The following is a 14718-nucleotide window of genomic DNA, read 5'->3' as shown; positions in this document are numbered from 1 at the left end:
CTCAATTGAATTCCAGGAATCTTGTTGAGGGTCATAGATTATGATTGAATTATTAGATACGGAGTAGTCTATATAAGTTGAATCAAAGTTCTTAGCAACCCTTGGCAAGGAAAAATGAACCATTTGTCGAATAAGAAACAGAGAAGAAGCGGACAAAGTGGGGAACGCCATGGATAAGCATAATGAACTGGAAAAAGTAAAAGAAGCCATGAAACAAGCCAAAGAGCGTCGAATGTATGAACGCTATCAAGCCATCTATTTGCACTTGAAAGGCACATCCATGACGGCAATCGCTGAAATTCTGAATCGTAATCGAATGACGGTGAGCAGTTACATTCATACGTACGAAAACGGCGGATTGGTCGCCTTGCGGCTCAAGCATTCATCTGGTGCTCCTCCTCGGTTAACCAAGGAACAACAGGATCAGTTGACGCAGACCGTCGCCTATTCGGTGCCCCACGAGGTCGGCTTTACAGCCAAGCACAACTGGACGCTTGAACTCATTGCCAGGTATGTGGAACGAGAATGGGGTCACCGCTACTCGCTCCGAGGCATCTCCAAAGTGATGGAACGCTTAGGACTCAGCTATACAAAACCGACATACACGCTTGCGGCAGCAGATCCAGAGAAGCAACGCCAGTTTGCCGAATCGACCTTTCCCGATTTGAAAAATGTTACTGAACCATGAGATCGATCACTTACTGTTCGAGGATGAATCCATGATTCGGGATTATCAAGCGATTCAGAAAACCTGGTTTCTTCGCGGGAAGCAACGAATCATTCCAACCACGGGCAAGCATCGCGGGGTCAAGCTACTCGCGACGGTTGACTATGAGACGGGACGAATCGTTTGGCAAGAAGACGAACACTATACGGCTGAAACTTTTCTTGCCTTTCTCCAGAAGATCCTCGCGGCTTATCCGACGGGGAAACTTGTTCTTGTGTTAGATAATGCCCGGATTCATCATGCAAAGCTGCTTCAGCCGTTTCTGAAAGAACAGAGTAATCGGCTTAAGCTTGTGTTTCTGCCACCATATAGCCCGCAGTTAAACATCGTGGAAGGACTCTGGAAATGGCTCAAGTCCAGTGTGATCAACAATGTGTTCTATTCCACCGTTTCCGAAATCCGTCTGCGTGTCGGGCAGTTTATGGATGAAATCATGAAGTACCCTCATGCCATCATTGACCGCCTATGCGTTAGACTTTGATTGATATCTTCTTTCGTTCAACTTATATAGCCTCCAATAAGATATACTTTCCCGTCAATAACTTCGCTAGCAGGTGCATTAGCAGTGTAAGGCATATTTTTCTTTGTTGACCAAGTATTCGTTTCAGTATCAAAGCATTCAGTAGTATCTACAGCAACATTAGAATTGTTTCCTCCGCCAAATACATATAATTGCTTACCTACAGCTACTACAGAAGTCCACGATCTAGCTGTAGGCATATCCGGCTATTTTCCCAAGAATCAGTTTTAGGGTCGTATATTTCTACTTTGTTGGCTCTTGTCAACTTTCCTACAGTAGTGAAGTATCCTCTGACAACATAGATTTTGCTATCTATTACTGCAGCTGATACTCCAGATCTGGCTGTTAGCATATTTTTTTTCTCTGTCCAAGTATCGGTGCTAGGGTCATATTCATATGTATTATCGTGTTTTATTCCTGTATAAGCAGCATTTGAACCGGAAGAACCTCCGAACACATAAATTTTTCCATCAACTACCGCAGAAGCTGACCCGGTGCGTGCTTCGGGTATGTCACTTCTTTTAATCCATTCACTCGACTCTTCAGCAAAAGCTTGGGAAGAGCAAACAAACGTAACAAACACTATAAAGGCTACAGATGCAAATGATACTCTCTTTTTCAATGTAATAACCTCTCTCTATGTAATATCGTTATAGAACGACTTTACATAATTATAAATGGGATGTCTAAACATAAAATCCTATAAATAGAAAAATGAAAGTATCCACATGAAAAAACACCGCAGGATACCTCCTGTGCTTCCTCTTCATACTACAAAATCCACAAAGACAGGACTGCGCAGCATTCCGGCTTTGGTCCAGTTGCACCCTTTCTGCCTGAATATAAACTCAGATGTTGTATTATTGACAGTGATGAAATATCTGTATATGATGTGTATGTATGAAATACACAGTTGTAATTTTGGTGGAGGTTAAATGAAAATTATTATTTCCAATACATCCGATTCACCTATATATCAGCAGATAAAAGAACAAATAAAGGATGCGATACTTTATGGTGAATTGAAAGAGGGCGAACTGCTTCCATCTATCAGGGCACTAGCCAATGATCTGCGAGTGAGCGTTCTTACAACCCGAAGAGTATACGACGAGCTTGAGTCAGAGGGTTTTATTACAACCAAAGCGGGCAAAGGCTCATTTGTGGCAAAAGAAAACCTGGAACTTCTGTTGGAATCAAGGCGGCATATGGTCGAAGTAAAGCTCACTGAGGCTTGGAATGCGGCCCGTTCGCTGGGGATTAGCAAAGAAGAATTGATTTCAATGATGGGTTTACTGTTTGAGGAGGGCGAACATGAATAAGATTTTAGAGGTTAAGGGACTAAAAAAAGATTTGGGCACCTTTAGCTTGCAGGATGTCAGCTTTTCTTTATTAGAAGGTTGCATTACTGGATTCATTGGTTTAAATGGGGCCGGTAAGACCACAACTATAAAAACAATCCTTGGGCTGGTGTTGAAGGATTCGGGAAGCATTGAATTTTTCGGCAAAGACATGAACCTGAATGAACGGGAACTAAAGAATCATATTGGTATCGTATTTGATGAGGGATATTTCTATGAAGAATTGACATTGGCGGAAATGAAAAGCATTATTGCACCTGCCTATTCAAATTGGGAAGAATCCATTTTTCATAAGTACATGGAACACTTTGGGTTGCCACTTAATCAGAAAATCTCTACATTGTCCAAAGGCATGCGCATGAAGTACGCTATAGCATTAGCTCTTTCCCATCATGCCGACATATTGATTATGGATGAGCCAACAAGCGGACTTGATCCACTGGTACGAAGTGAATTGATGGAAATATTATTGGACTTTATGGGGAATGGCGGAAAAGGTGTGTTCTTTTCTTCCCATATTACCTCTGACCTCGAAAAAGTAGCTGATGTACTGATTTTAATTGATAAGGGCAGAATCATATTGAGTGAGGAAAAGGATGTACTGCTTGACACGCATGGCTTAGTAAAAGGAGAAAAAATGGCGCTTAATGACCAAACAAGAGAATTATTTTTAACGTTGCGCGAAACCAATTATGGGTTTGAAGGATTGACAAACAGCAAACATGCCGTAAGGCAGCAAATGAACAATGTGCTAATAGAAAAGCCGACTATTGAAGATATTATGTTGGGCTATGTAAGGAGGTAATTGAGATGTTGTTGCATCTTGTAAAAAAGGATTTCCTACTCTCGAAAAGATATATGAAAGTGATGCTTATCGCTTCATTTGGGATTCCCATTTTTATGACCTTCAAAGTTGATTTTATAAGCGGAGGTTTTTTTCCATTTTTTCTAAGCACTCTTTATATTCAATATCTGCTGTTCAATTCAGTATCGATGTTAGAATATAAATACAAAGGTTCTGCGCTCCTATGCGCAACTCCTTATACACGCAAGGCATTGGTAAAATCAAAGTATTTATTTATATTGGCCATTTTTGTGTGCTGTTATATCGTATACACAATTACTGCCTTACTTATTGCGGGAAAGATAGAGATGCTGAGCATTTCGGAATCTGGATTATCATTATTAATCTTATCTATTATTTTTGGGGCAATTATACCGGTTCAATACTACTTCGGTTATGAAAAATCCAAATATATATTCATGTTTTTTATTTTTATAACACCGTTTGTATTTCCCTTCATAATAAAGGTAGTGCAAGCCAATAATATTAGTTTCCAAATGATGCTTCCTTTTCCGAAAATCGTTCAAGAGTTGTTTCCTTTTTTACTAGCGTTGGTAATAGGCCTAATATCTATGACTGTATCTATACGCATTTATTCTAAAAAGAACTTATAACTATGGTAGGGGACAGATGCCAAAGAAAGTAGACGTATATTTTCCATCATGATAAGATATAAATAGAAAAGGAGCCGTGCGTGAACACGACTCCAGTGCAATAGCCGCTTTTAAGGGCGGCAGGCTTTAATTAGGTGTCACGAATAGACCGCGTACCTTTAGCGAGGGCGGTCTATTTCTTTTTGTGCATGTATATCATCAGCATTACGACAAACGTCAATAATGCGAATATCCAAAGTCCAAATTGGAACATAACGGATAGTGCTTCGTATACGCTCACAGGCTTCACCTCCCTTCCGGGAGATTAGCCGACCGCCCAAAAAGCCATTCTATTGCCTAACTATCTTACCATATTTTTCACTTAAGAAGGAGATTAACATCTCTTTAAAAAAGACATATGAGAAAAGCCGCAGGATAGTTCCCACGGCTTTTTTGCACTACTTTATCGAATACTCGTTTACTTCAAACGATAAAATCTTATCGAAAATCACATAGTCTTTGCGACTGCTGAACGGTCCTTTGTTATTGTTGTGTTTGTTAATGGCATGGGATGCTGTTCCTGCGCCGGCTTGTTTATTTTCGTGCCAGGTGATGAAGGCATTTACCTTTCTAATATGGATGATGCAAGCAAATTACCACACGATCCTTTTTCGTGGTATCTTATGGGTGGAACGGATCGATTCTAATTCTTGTGATCAAATGGAGAATATGTATGAACTATGATTGTTTAATTGTGGATGACGAGAGTATTCTTGCGGAAACAACATGTGAGTATTTTAATATGTTCGAGGTCCAATCAGCTTATGTGACCAGCGCGGAGGCGTGTGAGCATTTTTTGCAGGAGAATGAAACTTCCCTGATTCTTCTGGATATCAATCTGGGTCAGAGCTCGGGCTTTGATCTGTGCAAAAAGCTGAGGCAAACTACGCAGATTCCAATTCTGTTCATCAGTGCCCGCTCGAGCGATGACGATATTCTGATTGCCCTTAACATCGGCGGAGACGATTACATCCAAAAGCCGTATACGCTCAGCATATTGCTAGCCAAGGTTAGAGCTGTGCTCAAAAGATATGGAAAACAAAGTCCGGCAGAAATGCTGGAGTTCGGTCAGGTCCAGATCGACTGTATGCTTTCCCGTGTTCGCGTGAACGGTGCAGAGATCAAATTCAAAACGCTGGAGTACAGGCTGCTCTGCTATTTGGCACAAAATAAAAACCGGGTGGTGTCCAAGGAAGAGCTGTTCGCCAAGGTGTGGGGTGACTCTTTTACTGGAGATGGAACCTTAAACGTACATATTCGGCATTTGCGCGAAAAAATAGAGGTCAATCCCAACAAACCGCAATATATCAAAACGGTGTGGGGAACGGGATATGTTCTAGAGGATGGCAAGCGATGAAAGCCAAGGGAATGCTCTTGACGATGCTTGTTGTTTTTATTGCAGGTATTATTCTTTCTGTGCAGGTGATTGGGGCCGAAGTAAATACGGATGTGGATATTGTCATGGCCAACAGGGTACTGAAGACGGTTGAAAGCCACTGGGAGCAGATTGAGCAAGGCGATTACAGCGGCATCACGCAGCAATTTATCGTTCTGGATCAGAGCGGGAACGTACGCTACCAAACGGCAGACGGACTGTCCATGACCATTAATGATGCCATCCGGAACAGGGATTCGATCTTGGATGTTATGGTGGAAGGAACTCCCGCAGGAAAGCTCATCATCCATGATGATTATGACCAAAAGATGCAGCGCAACAAGGAACAGCTTGTGACCGTAATCTTGATAACTTTTACCGTGTTAACCGTGCTATGCGTACTCTATATTATATTTTTGAATCATGCCGTAATCACCCCGTTTAAAAAGCTGCAAAGCTTTGCCCTGAATGTGGCCCGGGGGAATCTGGATATTCCTTTAAACATGGATAAAAACAATCCGTTCGGCGCGTTCACCGAAAGCTTCGACATGATGCGGGAGGAGCTGGCGGCGGCGCGGCAGAGTGAATATGAGGCCAACCGCAGTAAGAAAGAGCTCGTGGCCAGCCTAAGCCATGACGTCAAAACACCGGTCGCCTCCATTAAGGCGGTTAGCGAACTGATGCTGTTGCGAGCTAACGATGAGAAAGCAATCAAGCAGTTGAACATGATCTATTCCAAGGCAGAGCAAATTAACTTGCTGGTGACGGATATGTTCCATGCGACGCTTGAGGAGTTGAAAGAACTGAAGGTGAATGTGACTGAGGAATACAGCGGCGTTCTGAAGGGAATTATCGCGAATGTGAACTACGATGACCAAATTACCTGTGACCCCATCCCGGATTGTATTATCCTCACCGATGTCACACGCTTACAGCAAGTCTTCGATAATATCCTGAGCAACTCTTACAAATATGCGGGTACCGCTGTTAAAATCTCTTCTTTTATTACCCCTACCCATTTGCAAATAGAGATTATGGATTATGGAAATGGCGTCAGCCGGGATGAATTGCCGCTGCTGTTCAACAAATTCTACCGGGGCAATAACATCGCGGGCCAAACCGGAGCAGGGCTTGGACTGTTCATCTCCAATTATCTCATGCAGAGCATGCAGGGCGATATTGAATGCCATAATCGCGATGACGGTTTTACCGTCACCCTCCGAATCAAGCTCGTCTAACGATTTAAGGAACGGTTAAGGATTGGACAAAGATTAAATAAGAATTGATTTTGTATGATAGGACTGTAATCCATTCTGCAATCTATCAACAAAGGAATGATCACCTCGTGCAAGATACGATACTTAGAACAGAGAAATTATGCAAAACGTTCTCCACTGGCGGAATTCAGCAGCATGTGCTGAAAAATTTGGACATCAGCCTGATGGAAGGAGACTTTACAATTATTATGGGCAGCTCCGGTTCAGGAAAATCGACACTGCTCTATGCACTTTCCGGCATGGACAAACCTTCGCTCGGGGAAATTCATTTTGAGGGTGAAAATATATCCAAGCTGAATAATGACCAACTTGCCATTTTCCGCCGCAATAATTGCGGGTTTGTGTTCCAGCAAATCCACTTGCTGGACAACCTGAGCGTGCTGGATAATGTGCTGGCGAGCGGTCTGCTGGTGAGCAAGAACAAGCAGGCTGTTGCTGCCAAAGCCAAACAATTGCTTGCCCAGATGGGATTAAATGAAACCTTGTGGGGGAAATTCCCCTCCCAGTTATCCGGTGGTGAAGCACAGCGGGCCGGGATCGTGCGCGCCCTGATCAACAGTCCGAAAATGGTGTTCGCAGATGAGCCCACCGGCGCACTCAACTCCGTATCAAGCGACAGTGTGCTGGACGTCATGACCGAGGTCAACCGGAATGGACAGAGCATAGTCACGGTCACACATGATATCACAACGGCTTTGCGGGGCAACCGAATCCTTTACCTGCGTGACGGCATTATTTGTGGAGATCTGGACCTAGGTGCTTTTCATGCCGATCACAACCTTGCAAGGCATGAGAAGCTAAATGCGTTCCTGTCTGAAATGGGATGGTAAGATGAGAATTATTAACCTGGCCATGGCCAATATCAAAACAGGAAAAAGCGCGGTCTTCTCCCTGTTTGTTTTGATTTTTATTGCCGCACTGCTGCTGAACATAGGCACGACGGTTATGTCTAAAATGAGCACCTTTTATGAAGACAAGGTCGAAGAATTACACGATGCGCATGTAAGCATCGTAATGAAAAGCGCAAACTATAAGCAGCCTTATGGAGATTTTCTCAAATCCTATTCAGGAGTGAAAGAGACAGAAACGGAACAAATGATATTGCTGCCCACGGCCACGATTCGTTTCGACAAGAGCGAATTTAGTATTCGAACTGCGCTGCTGAATGCGGATGCAGAGCGGACCGTTGCGCCGCTGAAGCTGATTGAGGAGTCGGCTTCTGACAAAGGAGAGGGAATCTATATCCCTTATGGCTTAAAAGTGAGGAACGGCTACCAACTAGGAGACAACTTCACCCTTACTTATCAAAATAAGAAATATAGTTACCGTGTAACCGGATTTTTTGAGTCGACTTTGATGGGCACATCCAAACTCGCCATGCTGAAATTTTATTTGCCGGATGCGGCCTACCGTCAATTGTCTGAGGAACTGGGTCCTGCGGCCGACGGCACCCTTATATCTGCAATTTTTACGGATAGTGAACAATCAGGCGCCTTATTAAGTGACTATAACAATCAATTTCCACAATCCAACGAGGCTGTGGATCCCAGTTTTTGGGGAGCGGACATGCAGACGGCAGAAAGCAGCAGCGCTTTAATCGTTAATATTGTCGCCATGATTCTGGTCGCGTTTGCGGTAATGATCGTGCTGATGTCGCTTACAGTGATCAAGTTCCGTATATCATACAGCATCGACGATGGTATGGTGAACATTGGCGTGCTTAAAGCGGTGGGCTATACCAGCCTGCAGATTCACACATCAATTGTCTTGCAGTTTATGCTGATCGCAGTTGCCGCGAGTGTCACAGGTGCAGCCGTTTCTTATGCCGTAATGCCCGCGTTCGGTGGAGTGATCTCTTCTTTGGCGGGGTTGCTATGGACGGGGGACGCCCACATGGGAACAGATCTGGCCAGTGTCCTGATTGTAACCCTGTTGGTGCTGGTAGTAGCGCTGCTCTCTTCCATGCGGATCCATAAGCTTTCCCCTGTCGCAGCATTGCGGGGAGGGATCATGACCCATAATTTTAGACGAAATCTTCTCCCGCTGGACAAGGCCAAAGGCGGCCTCCAATTCGTGCTTGCTTGCAAAACAATGCTTGCGAACAGCCGGCAGAACCTAATGATCGGCAGCATTATTGTCGCGATTACCTTTGCTTCGGTCTTCTCGGTTGTGTTGTACTACAATATTGCTGAAGATAAAACGGCGTTTTTCCAAATGCTTGGTGCCGAAACGCCTAATGTCGGAATTCAGGTTGAACCCGGTAAAGACAGCGAGCAGTTGCTAATGCAGATTCAACAGATGACAGGTGTGGAAAAAGCCAATATTCTGGACTATATTACAACGACGATTGATGGCCAGTTGGTGAATACGGATTTTTCTGATGATTACGGAAAGCTGGAAAACAAATCGGTCTATGAAGGCCGCTATCCGCAATTCGACAACGAGATTGTTGTTACCGGAGGACTAGCCAGACTGCTCGGCAAAAACATTGGCGATACGATTAAAGTGGGGGTGGGAGGTGCTTCCCATCCGTTTCTGATAACCGGGCTGAACCAATCGTTTAATGCGGGGCGGAATGGAGCATCTTTAACCATGGCAGGGGTGCATCACCTGATTCCTGACCATAAAGGAATGTCCATTAATGTATACCTGGAAGGTGTCAACAAATCGGACTTTATCCGTGATGTCGAAGCGGAGTACGGAAGCATGATTCAGACTATAACGGATGTGGATGAATCGCTAGAGAGCGGAACCCGGGTATATATATCGGCAGTATTTGCTGTCATGGTTGTGATCCTGGCGATAACCGTGCTGGTAGTTGTATTGATTCTCTATCTGGTCATCAAAATGACGATTCTCAAGCGAAAAAGGGAACTGGGGATTCTAATAGCGACAGGCTATACCACGTTCCAGCTTATGACCCAGATCGCGCTGAGCTTTGTTCCCATTGTAATTGCAGGCGTAATCGTCGGCGGTGTGCTGGGCAGTCTGTACACCAATTCCGTGCTTGAGCTGCTGCTCTCAGATGCCGGCATTTCCAATGTGCAATTCATCATACATGTTCCGCTTATTGTTACACTCTGCATCGCCATTATTGTACTGGTCTATCTCGTATCGATGTTAGTGTCGCGCAGAATCAAGAGAATCACAGCATATGGATTGATTACGGAGTAGATAGGCAGCAGCTTATTAAAGGCCACAGACGAACTGTGATGTTTTTGAATATCAGCTCATAGATAGACGTGATTTAATCTATTTATTTGTAAAATATGGGGGAACACTAGCATGAACATGAAAAAATGGAACAAAATAATCGCGATCTTGATGAGTGCGCTATTCTTTACTGCTTTTTCGATCCCTGTCTACGCAGAGGAAGCAAGCTCAGATCGGACACCTTCCGGTATTCCCTACACCCAGCTTGAGCAAGAGATCGACAACTATGTGAATTCATATATCGGAAAATCAACTCCTGGTGCTGCGGTTGTGGTAACCAGAGGCGACGAGATTATTTTTTCCAAAGGCTATGGTTACGCCAATATGGAGAAGCAAATCCCTGTAGACACCGCCAACACTGTGTTTGGCTACGGTTCAATTAACAAGCTATTTGTCTGGACCTCCATTATGCAATTAGTAGAAGAAGGAAAGATGAAGCTGGATCAAGACATCAGGGCGTATTTTCCGCAGGAGTTTGCAGAGAAGCTTCGCTACGACAAACCGATTACGCTGCTGGATATAATGAGCCATACCGCCGGCTTTGAGGAATATTCGGGCGGCCTATTTATAAAGTCATCGGAGAAGCTGGAATCACTGGAAAAAGTGCTGTTATCTTCCCAACCCGAGCAAATATTTGAGCCTGGCAAAGTCATGTCTTACTCTAACTTTGCCACAGCCCTGGCAGGATTTGCGGTGGAGAAGGTAAGTGGGGAACCTTTTTCCGACTACGAAAAGAAGCGGATTTTACGCCCGCTGGAGATGAATCATACCTCAGGCCATCCGACACTGGCTGATCACCGGGATTTGCAGGATGCAGAAGCTACAGGCTATGCGATTACAGCGAAAGGAGGCTTCGAACCTAGAGCACATTATTATATTCCTTTCTATCCTGCAGGAGCAATGAAAGGAACGGCGGAAGACCTCGCACGGTTTGCCATAGCATTGACAACCGCTGACAGCCCGTTGTTCGCCAAGCAGCAGACGCTGCAAACGATGCTTACCCAAAGCTATACGCCACACAAGGACCTTCTTTCCAATGCGCATGGATTCTGGGAATACAACGCACAGCCCCGTACTGTTGGACACAGTGGAGGCACCATGGGCTTTTCAAGTAATTTTGCTGTTGTTCCTGAAGAAAAGCTTGGTGTTGTCGTATTAACCAACACAGAGGGCGAACGCGATATTGTGCCTAGTTTGATTGACCTGCTGATTCGGAATAAGGCAAAGGAGCTCGTGCAGCCAAGTAAAAACCTGCCGCCGTCAAGCGAAGTGGCTGGACACTATGTACTATCACGCAATACCTTTACCACTGTCCAGGAGTTTATGGGCTACCTGACGTTGGTTAATCTGGAAGCGAAGGGCGAACATGACCTTACCTTAACCGGGCGTGGAATATCAGGAGAGTATAAACAAATTAGCCCCTATGTATACAAACTGGATAAAACCAACAGTAAGAGTATTCAGATGAGTGCGCCTATGTTGTATGCTGAAAAATCAGAAGGAAAAGTAACGCGGTTAAGCGGCGGACAAGCGATGGACATGCTTCCGCTCAAGTCCAGCCGTTCCGTCCTGGCATTGATGACCTATCTGATTGTTGCCGCAGTAGCTGTTTCGTTCTTTTTGTTGGCTCCGCTTGTGCTTATCATTCGCTGGCTCCTGTGGAAAAGAAAAGGAATTTTGTCTTCAAGCACAGCTAATCATTTGTCCGCAGGCGTCATTGTGTGCGGAACCGCACTGGTATTAAACGTCTTGTTCCTGCTCCTGAACGCCATCGGCAATCAAAACGTGACCACTAATCAGTTGAATTATGGAATTATTATGAACTGGATACTGGCAATGCTCGCTGGCTTGCTGCTTGTGATCTCTATCTTTAAAGGCAGACACCATCCGCAATCCCAAGTCCAAAAAGTGTTCCGAATGGCTACAGCGGTGCTTCTTGTCGGTTTCATCGTCCTGCTGGCCGACTGGAAGTTCTTTCATCTCATTGCTTAAATGTCTGCTAAAGACATCAGACGGATCGGCCAAGATACAAACTGTGGCAGGTCCGTTTTTTATTTTTTCGAGTGACATGACTGGCTAATATTTGCCCATCGCGAGTCAATTGCGTCACCAAGGAGCGTATAGGAGGGGGCTGCTAAGCCTCCGTAGCATCAAAGTAGACGTATAAAACCATGCATGATAAGATATAAATAGAAAAGGAGCCGTGCGGGTAACACGACTCCAGTGCAACAGCCGCTTCAAAGGCGGTGGCTCAATACGAAAGTTTCACCAGATAGGCCGATTCCTTCGACGGGGCGGCCTATTTCTTTTGGTGCAGGACAAGAGCAATGAGCGTCAAGACTAATCCCAGTAGCCCGACAATCAGCGAACCGAAACCAATCATGATAAGCAAAGCATCTTTAACCTCCACAGGCATTCACCTCCCTTCCGGGAGAGTAGCCGACCGCCCATAAAGCCATTCTATCGCCTATCCATCATACCATAATTTCCCTCATGGAGTGATCTCGCAAATCGATTCGACCGCGTACGTTCGGGCCGGCACGTGCAGAACGGTGAACTCAGGCGGGGCATCGCTTCCTTTTGGAAAATCAAATCCCATCATATAACGTCTGCTCCCGTCCTCTTTGAAGTCAAAATGATAGCCGTAGAGCAGCATACCGGCTGATCTGCCGGTCGCCTCGTTGATCCGGTCATGCGTACCGTCTTTCCAGATTTTCTCGGCGAATTCGGGTATTTCCTTGAAGGCATCCGTCCGGATATCGACACTCTTGCTGATTACGGTAGATGCCAATTCTTCTGCGGCAAGCGTTAATCGCCGGTTCCGAATGTACTCGGTGACCGTGAAGCCGGTTAATGCATGGAACATTCGTTGAAGATGATACCGGGATGATAAAGCTGCCTTCGCAATATCATCGATCTCAAGCATAACATGCAAATGATCCTCGATATAATCGATGGCTTGGCGAAGCATTTTTAACGACTCCATCTGATCTCATCTCCTTTCCCATCCAGTGTATAGGACGCTAAGCTTTCGTTCCTGTTCTCGAGTGCGCTGATTTGTCCAGAAAATCGTGTATTGTTAATTACTCCGATTACGCTCGAACATGGAGTCATCAAAGATGAATGCCGTCTCACGGCTTTCCGAGGTCAGTTTCCCGATACGCTGCACGGTCTCGCCACTCAGCGACAGTAAGAACCGCCTCCAGGCGTACCCGCCGTGATTGAGAAACCGGTAAACGGCATCTTTGCCGGGAAACACCTCGCCTTTGTTACTTTCCAGCAGGCGAAACCAATTCTTCTGGTGAAACAAAAGAACGAATACGAGGCGAAACAAGCAGGTACAGGTGAAACCAAACTTTTTCTTGAACCCTGCGGCATTTAAGTGTTTGAGCACATTCAGTTCTTGAAAAGCCGGTTTGATTTCTCTTACTAGTAATGAGTAGGTCGGGGGTTCAATTCCCTTCACCAGCACCAATTACATGCGATAACGCTGCGGCTTCCAGCGTTCCGGGGGCCGCGTTTTTCTTGCTCATAAGGGATTTGAGTTCTATGAAGACCCTTTTAACCGAGAGCATGTTGTCGGACTTCCAGCAATGTCCATATGTCCATTCTTCCCCACAATCAGGATGGATAGCGTTGATAATATGGTGCGTGCTGTTTGAACAGTAAAACAAGCCTTTGCCCCGGTACAGCTGTAATTGGCACTGTGATTCTAGCTATCATAACATTTACTATAGTACGGTAGAAACTGACCTGAACTGAGCCAATTGACAGGGGATTAGTTACTGATATTCCTTGCAGAGGGCAGCTGCTTCTAAAATAAAATTGGAATTCAAACAACACTATTCCTCGCATATTTAGTCATCGCTGCAGCGTTCAACTTACTGAACGCTTTTTTTGATTTGGCGGCTACTTATTGGAATCCAGTCAGGACAACCACATACTTTTTCAGAAGCGAGTTGATGGAGAATGAGCATCGAGATTAAACAACGGCTGCTTCCGGACGGACGTCCGAACAAACCTAACAAGCCCATGGTTCCGGGATGGATCACCATCCATAATACGGACAATCTCACAGGCACGGCGGAGTCGCATGCGCGATACATTTTGGACGGCAGCGGCGGCAGGCAGGCATCATGGCACTACACAGTGGACGATGTGGATATTTTCCAGCACCTGCGCGATAACGAACAGGGGTGGCATGCTGGAGATGGTGACGGCCCAGGGAATCAGACGAGCCTCGGTATGGAAGTGTGCATGTTCATCGGTATGAAGACGGAGGTCGCCTGGCGGAATGCAGCTTGGTTGGCAGCCTTTCTCATTAATCGTCATAAGTTAACAGTTGAGCACATAGTTCCGCACCAAAAATGGTCGGGCAAGCTGTGCCCGTCGCAACTGCTGCCGTATTGGAGCAAGTTCATTAATATGGTTAAGGAAGAATTACAAAAGCTCCAGAGGCCGAAAAATGAAGCGATTATTGAAGTGAATGGAGCGAAGGTAGCAACAGGCATATTCGTAAACAACCTTGTGTTTGCACCAATACGGGACATCGGTGCGGCGATCGGTGCGCCAGTCGTATGGGACAATGGCAGTAAAACAGCATCAATAAATGGAAATAATGTTGCCGGTGGGCGATTGATCGGCGGGAAGGCATATGCTCCAGTACGGGCAGTAGCAGAAGCAGCCGGTGCAAAAGTCAACTGGAATGGAAAAGAGAAAACAATCAGCATCCAACTGCAACCGTAAAAGAT

At 45.2% G+C, this 14718-nt stretch carries 15 protein-coding genes and 2 pseudogenes; 10 read left to right on the top strand and 7 right to left on the bottom strand.

Annotation, left to right across the window (positions count from 1 at the left end; genetic code table 11):
• Nucleotides 1-169: 169 nt before the first annotated feature.
• A protein-coding gene (locus M3650_RS11490) for an IS630 family transposase (RefSeq protein ID WP_251574815.1) occupies nt 170-1208 on the top strand; the annotation gives its coding sequence in 2 pieces (ribosomal slippage) (nt 170-673 and nt 675-1208; 1038 coding nt in all).
• A gap of 17 nt (nt 1209-1225) precedes the next feature.
• On the opposite strand, the gene M3650_RS32575 is transcribed toward M3650_RS11490, so the two are convergent.
• Nucleotides 1226-1447 carry a Kelch repeat-containing protein gene (locus M3650_RS32575; RefSeq protein WP_369011110.1) on the bottom strand — a complete coding sequence of 74 codons (222 nt, stop codon included), beginning with the start codon at nt 1445-1447 and terminating at the stop codon, nt 1226-1228.
• Nucleotides 1417-1869: a Kelch repeat-containing protein gene (locus M3650_RS11485; RefSeq protein ID WP_251574813.1), complete on the bottom strand. Its 453-nt coding sequence runs from the start codon at nt 1867-1869 to the stop codon at nt 1417-1419. The genes M3650_RS32575 and M3650_RS11485 overlap by 31 nt, the downstream gene beginning before the upstream one ends.
• A gap of 313 nt (nt 1870-2182) precedes the next feature.
• Here M3650_RS11485 and M3650_RS11480 point away from each other — a divergent pair, with 313 nt between their 5' ends.
• The 3 genes from M3650_RS11480 to M3650_RS11470 are packed head-to-tail and all read left to right on the top strand — an operon-like array spanning nt 2183 to nt 4063.
• Nucleotides 2183-2566: a GntR family transcriptional regulator gene (locus tag M3650_RS11480; protein WP_251574811.1), complete on the top strand. Its 384-nt coding sequence runs from the start codon at nt 2183-2185 to the stop codon at nt 2564-2566.
• Nucleotides 2559-3410 (top strand): ABC transporter ATP-binding protein, encoded by an 852-nt coding sequence (locus M3650_RS11475; RefSeq protein ID WP_251574810.1) that lies wholly within the window; start codon nt 2559-2561, stop codon nt 3408-3410. The genes M3650_RS11480 and M3650_RS11475 overlap by 8 nt, the downstream gene beginning before the upstream one ends.
• Before the next feature lie 5 nt (nt 3411-3415).
• Nucleotides 3416-4063: an ABC-2 transporter permease gene (locus tag M3650_RS11470; RefSeq protein ID WP_251574808.1), complete on the top strand. Its 648-nt coding sequence runs from the start codon at nt 3416-3418 to the stop codon at nt 4061-4063.
• 172 nt (nt 4064-4235) lie between these two features.
• Here the strand turns inward: M3650_RS11470 and M3650_RS32570 are convergent, their stop codons facing one another.
• Both M3650_RS32570 and M3650_RS11465 read right to left on the bottom strand, forming a co-directional pair.
• Nucleotides 4236-4343, bottom strand: coding sequence for a putative holin-like toxin (locus M3650_RS32570; RefSeq protein ID WP_369011109.1), 108 nt, complete (start codon nt 4341-4343; stop codon nt 4236-4238).
• A 157-nt stretch (nt 4344-4500) separates the two neighbouring features.
• Nucleotides 4501-4668: pseudogene (locus tag M3650_RS11465) on the bottom strand (ran-binding protein 10); the annotation flags it as partial.
• Between the two features lie 107 nt (nt 4669-4775).
• Between M3650_RS11465 and M3650_RS11460 the strand changes: the two are divergent.
• The 5 genes from M3650_RS11460 to M3650_RS11440 all read left to right on the top strand — a co-directional run bounded on the left by M3650_RS11460 (nt 4776) and on the right by M3650_RS11440 (nt 11959).
• The gene (locus M3650_RS11460; RefSeq protein WP_251574806.1) at nt 4776-5459 is read left to right on the top strand and encodes a response regulator transcription factor; all 684 of its coding nucleotides are present in this window, start codon (nt 4776-4778) and stop codon (nt 5457-5459) included.
• Nucleotides 5456-6715, top strand: coding sequence for a HAMP domain-containing sensor histidine kinase (locus M3650_RS11455; RefSeq protein WP_251574804.1), 1260 nt, complete (start codon nt 5456-5458; stop codon nt 6713-6715). Before M3650_RS11460 ends, M3650_RS11455 begins: the two co-directional genes overlap by 4 nt.
• Nucleotides 6716-6822: 107 nt before the next feature.
• Nucleotides 6823-7584, top strand: coding sequence for an ABC transporter ATP-binding protein (locus M3650_RS11450; protein WP_251574802.1), 762 nt, complete (start codon nt 6823-6825; stop codon nt 7582-7584).
• Nucleotide 7585: 1 nt separating this feature from the next.
• Nucleotides 7586-9928, top strand: a complete 2343-nt coding sequence (locus tag M3650_RS11445; RefSeq protein WP_251574801.1) for an ABC transporter permease — start codon at nt 7586-7588, stop codon at nt 9926-9928.
• 111 nt (nt 9929-10039) lie between these two features.
• Nucleotides 10040-11959, top strand: a complete 1920-nt coding sequence (locus M3650_RS11440) for a serine hydrolase domain-containing protein (protein ID WP_251574793.1) — start codon at nt 10040-10042, stop codon at nt 11957-11959.
• 307 nt (nt 11960-12266) lie between these two features.
• Here the strand turns inward: M3650_RS11440 and M3650_RS11435 are convergent, their stop codons facing one another.
• The 3 genes and pseudogenes from M3650_RS11435 to M3650_RS11425 form a co-directional block, all read right to left on the bottom strand.
• Nucleotides 12267-12383, bottom strand: a complete 117-nt coding sequence (locus tag M3650_RS11435; RefSeq protein ID WP_285848416.1) for a putative holin-like toxin — start codon at nt 12381-12383, stop codon at nt 12267-12269.
• 75 nt (nt 12384-12458) lie between these two features.
• Nucleotides 12459-12953 (bottom strand): effector binding domain-containing protein, encoded by a 495-nt coding sequence (locus M3650_RS11430; RefSeq protein ID WP_251574788.1) that lies wholly within the window; start codon nt 12951-12953, stop codon nt 12459-12461.
• Between the two features lie 99 nt (nt 12954-13052).
• A pseudogene (locus M3650_RS11425) lies at nt 13053-13436 on the bottom strand (IS4 family transposase); the annotation flags it as partial.
• 500 nt (nt 13437-13936) lie between these two features.
• On the opposite strand from M3650_RS11425, the gene M3650_RS11420 reads away from it, so the two are divergent.
• Nucleotides 13937-14713 (top strand): N-acetylmuramoyl-L-alanine amidase, encoded by a 777-nt coding sequence (locus tag M3650_RS11420; protein WP_251574786.1) that lies wholly within the window; start codon nt 13937-13939, stop codon nt 14711-14713.
• The last annotated feature ends 5 nt before the right edge of the window (nt 14714-14718 follow it).

It is taken from the genome of Paenibacillus sp. MER TA 81-3 (genome assembly GCF_023713585.1).
In the GTDB taxonomy this organism is placed as follows: Bacteria; Bacillota; Bacilli; order Paenibacillales; family Paenibacillaceae; genus Paenibacillus_B; species Paenibacillus_B profundus.
Note: the sequence above shows the minus strand (reverse complement) of the source record. Positions and strands in the feature narration are given on the sequence as shown.

Coding starts and splice junctions, on each gene's coding strand:
- M3650_RS11430 (WP_251574788.1), bottom strand. CDS start 12,953: ATGGAGTCGTTAAAAATGCTTCGCCAAGCCATCGATTATATCGAGGAT.
- M3650_RS11435 (WP_285848416.1), bottom strand. CDS start 12,383: ATGCCTGTGGAGGTTAAAGATGCTTTGCTTATCATGATTGGTTTCGGT.
- M3650_RS11470 (WP_251574808.1), top strand. CDS start 3,416: ATGTTGTTGCATCTTGTAAAAAAGGATTTCCTACTCTCGAAAAGATAT.
- M3650_RS11445 (WP_251574801.1), top strand. CDS start 7,586: ATGAGAATTATTAACCTGGCCATGGCCAATATCAAAACAGGAAAAAGC.
- M3650_RS11455 (WP_251574804.1), top strand. CDS start 5,456: ATGAAAGCCAAGGGAATGCTCTTGACGATGCTTGTTGTTTTTATTGCA.
- M3650_RS11460 (WP_251574806.1), top strand. CDS start 4,776: ATGAACTATGATTGTTTAATTGTGGATGACGAGAGTATTCTTGCGGAA.
- M3650_RS11420 (WP_251574786.1), top strand. CDS start 13,937: ATGAGCATCGAGATTAAACAACGGCTGCTTCCGGACGGACGTCCGAAC.
- M3650_RS11475 (WP_251574810.1), top strand. CDS start 2,559: ATGAATAAGATTTTAGAGGTTAAGGGACTAAAAAAAGATTTGGGCACC.
- M3650_RS32575 (WP_369011110.1), bottom strand. CDS start 1,447: ATGCCTACAGCTAGATCGTGGACTTCTGTAGTAGCTGTAGGTAAGCAA.
- M3650_RS11480 (WP_251574811.1), top strand. CDS start 2,183: ATGAAAATTATTATTTCCAATACATCCGATTCACCTATATATCAGCAG.
- M3650_RS11440 (WP_251574793.1), top strand. CDS start 10,040: ATGAACATGAAAAAATGGAACAAAATAATCGCGATCTTGATGAGTGCG.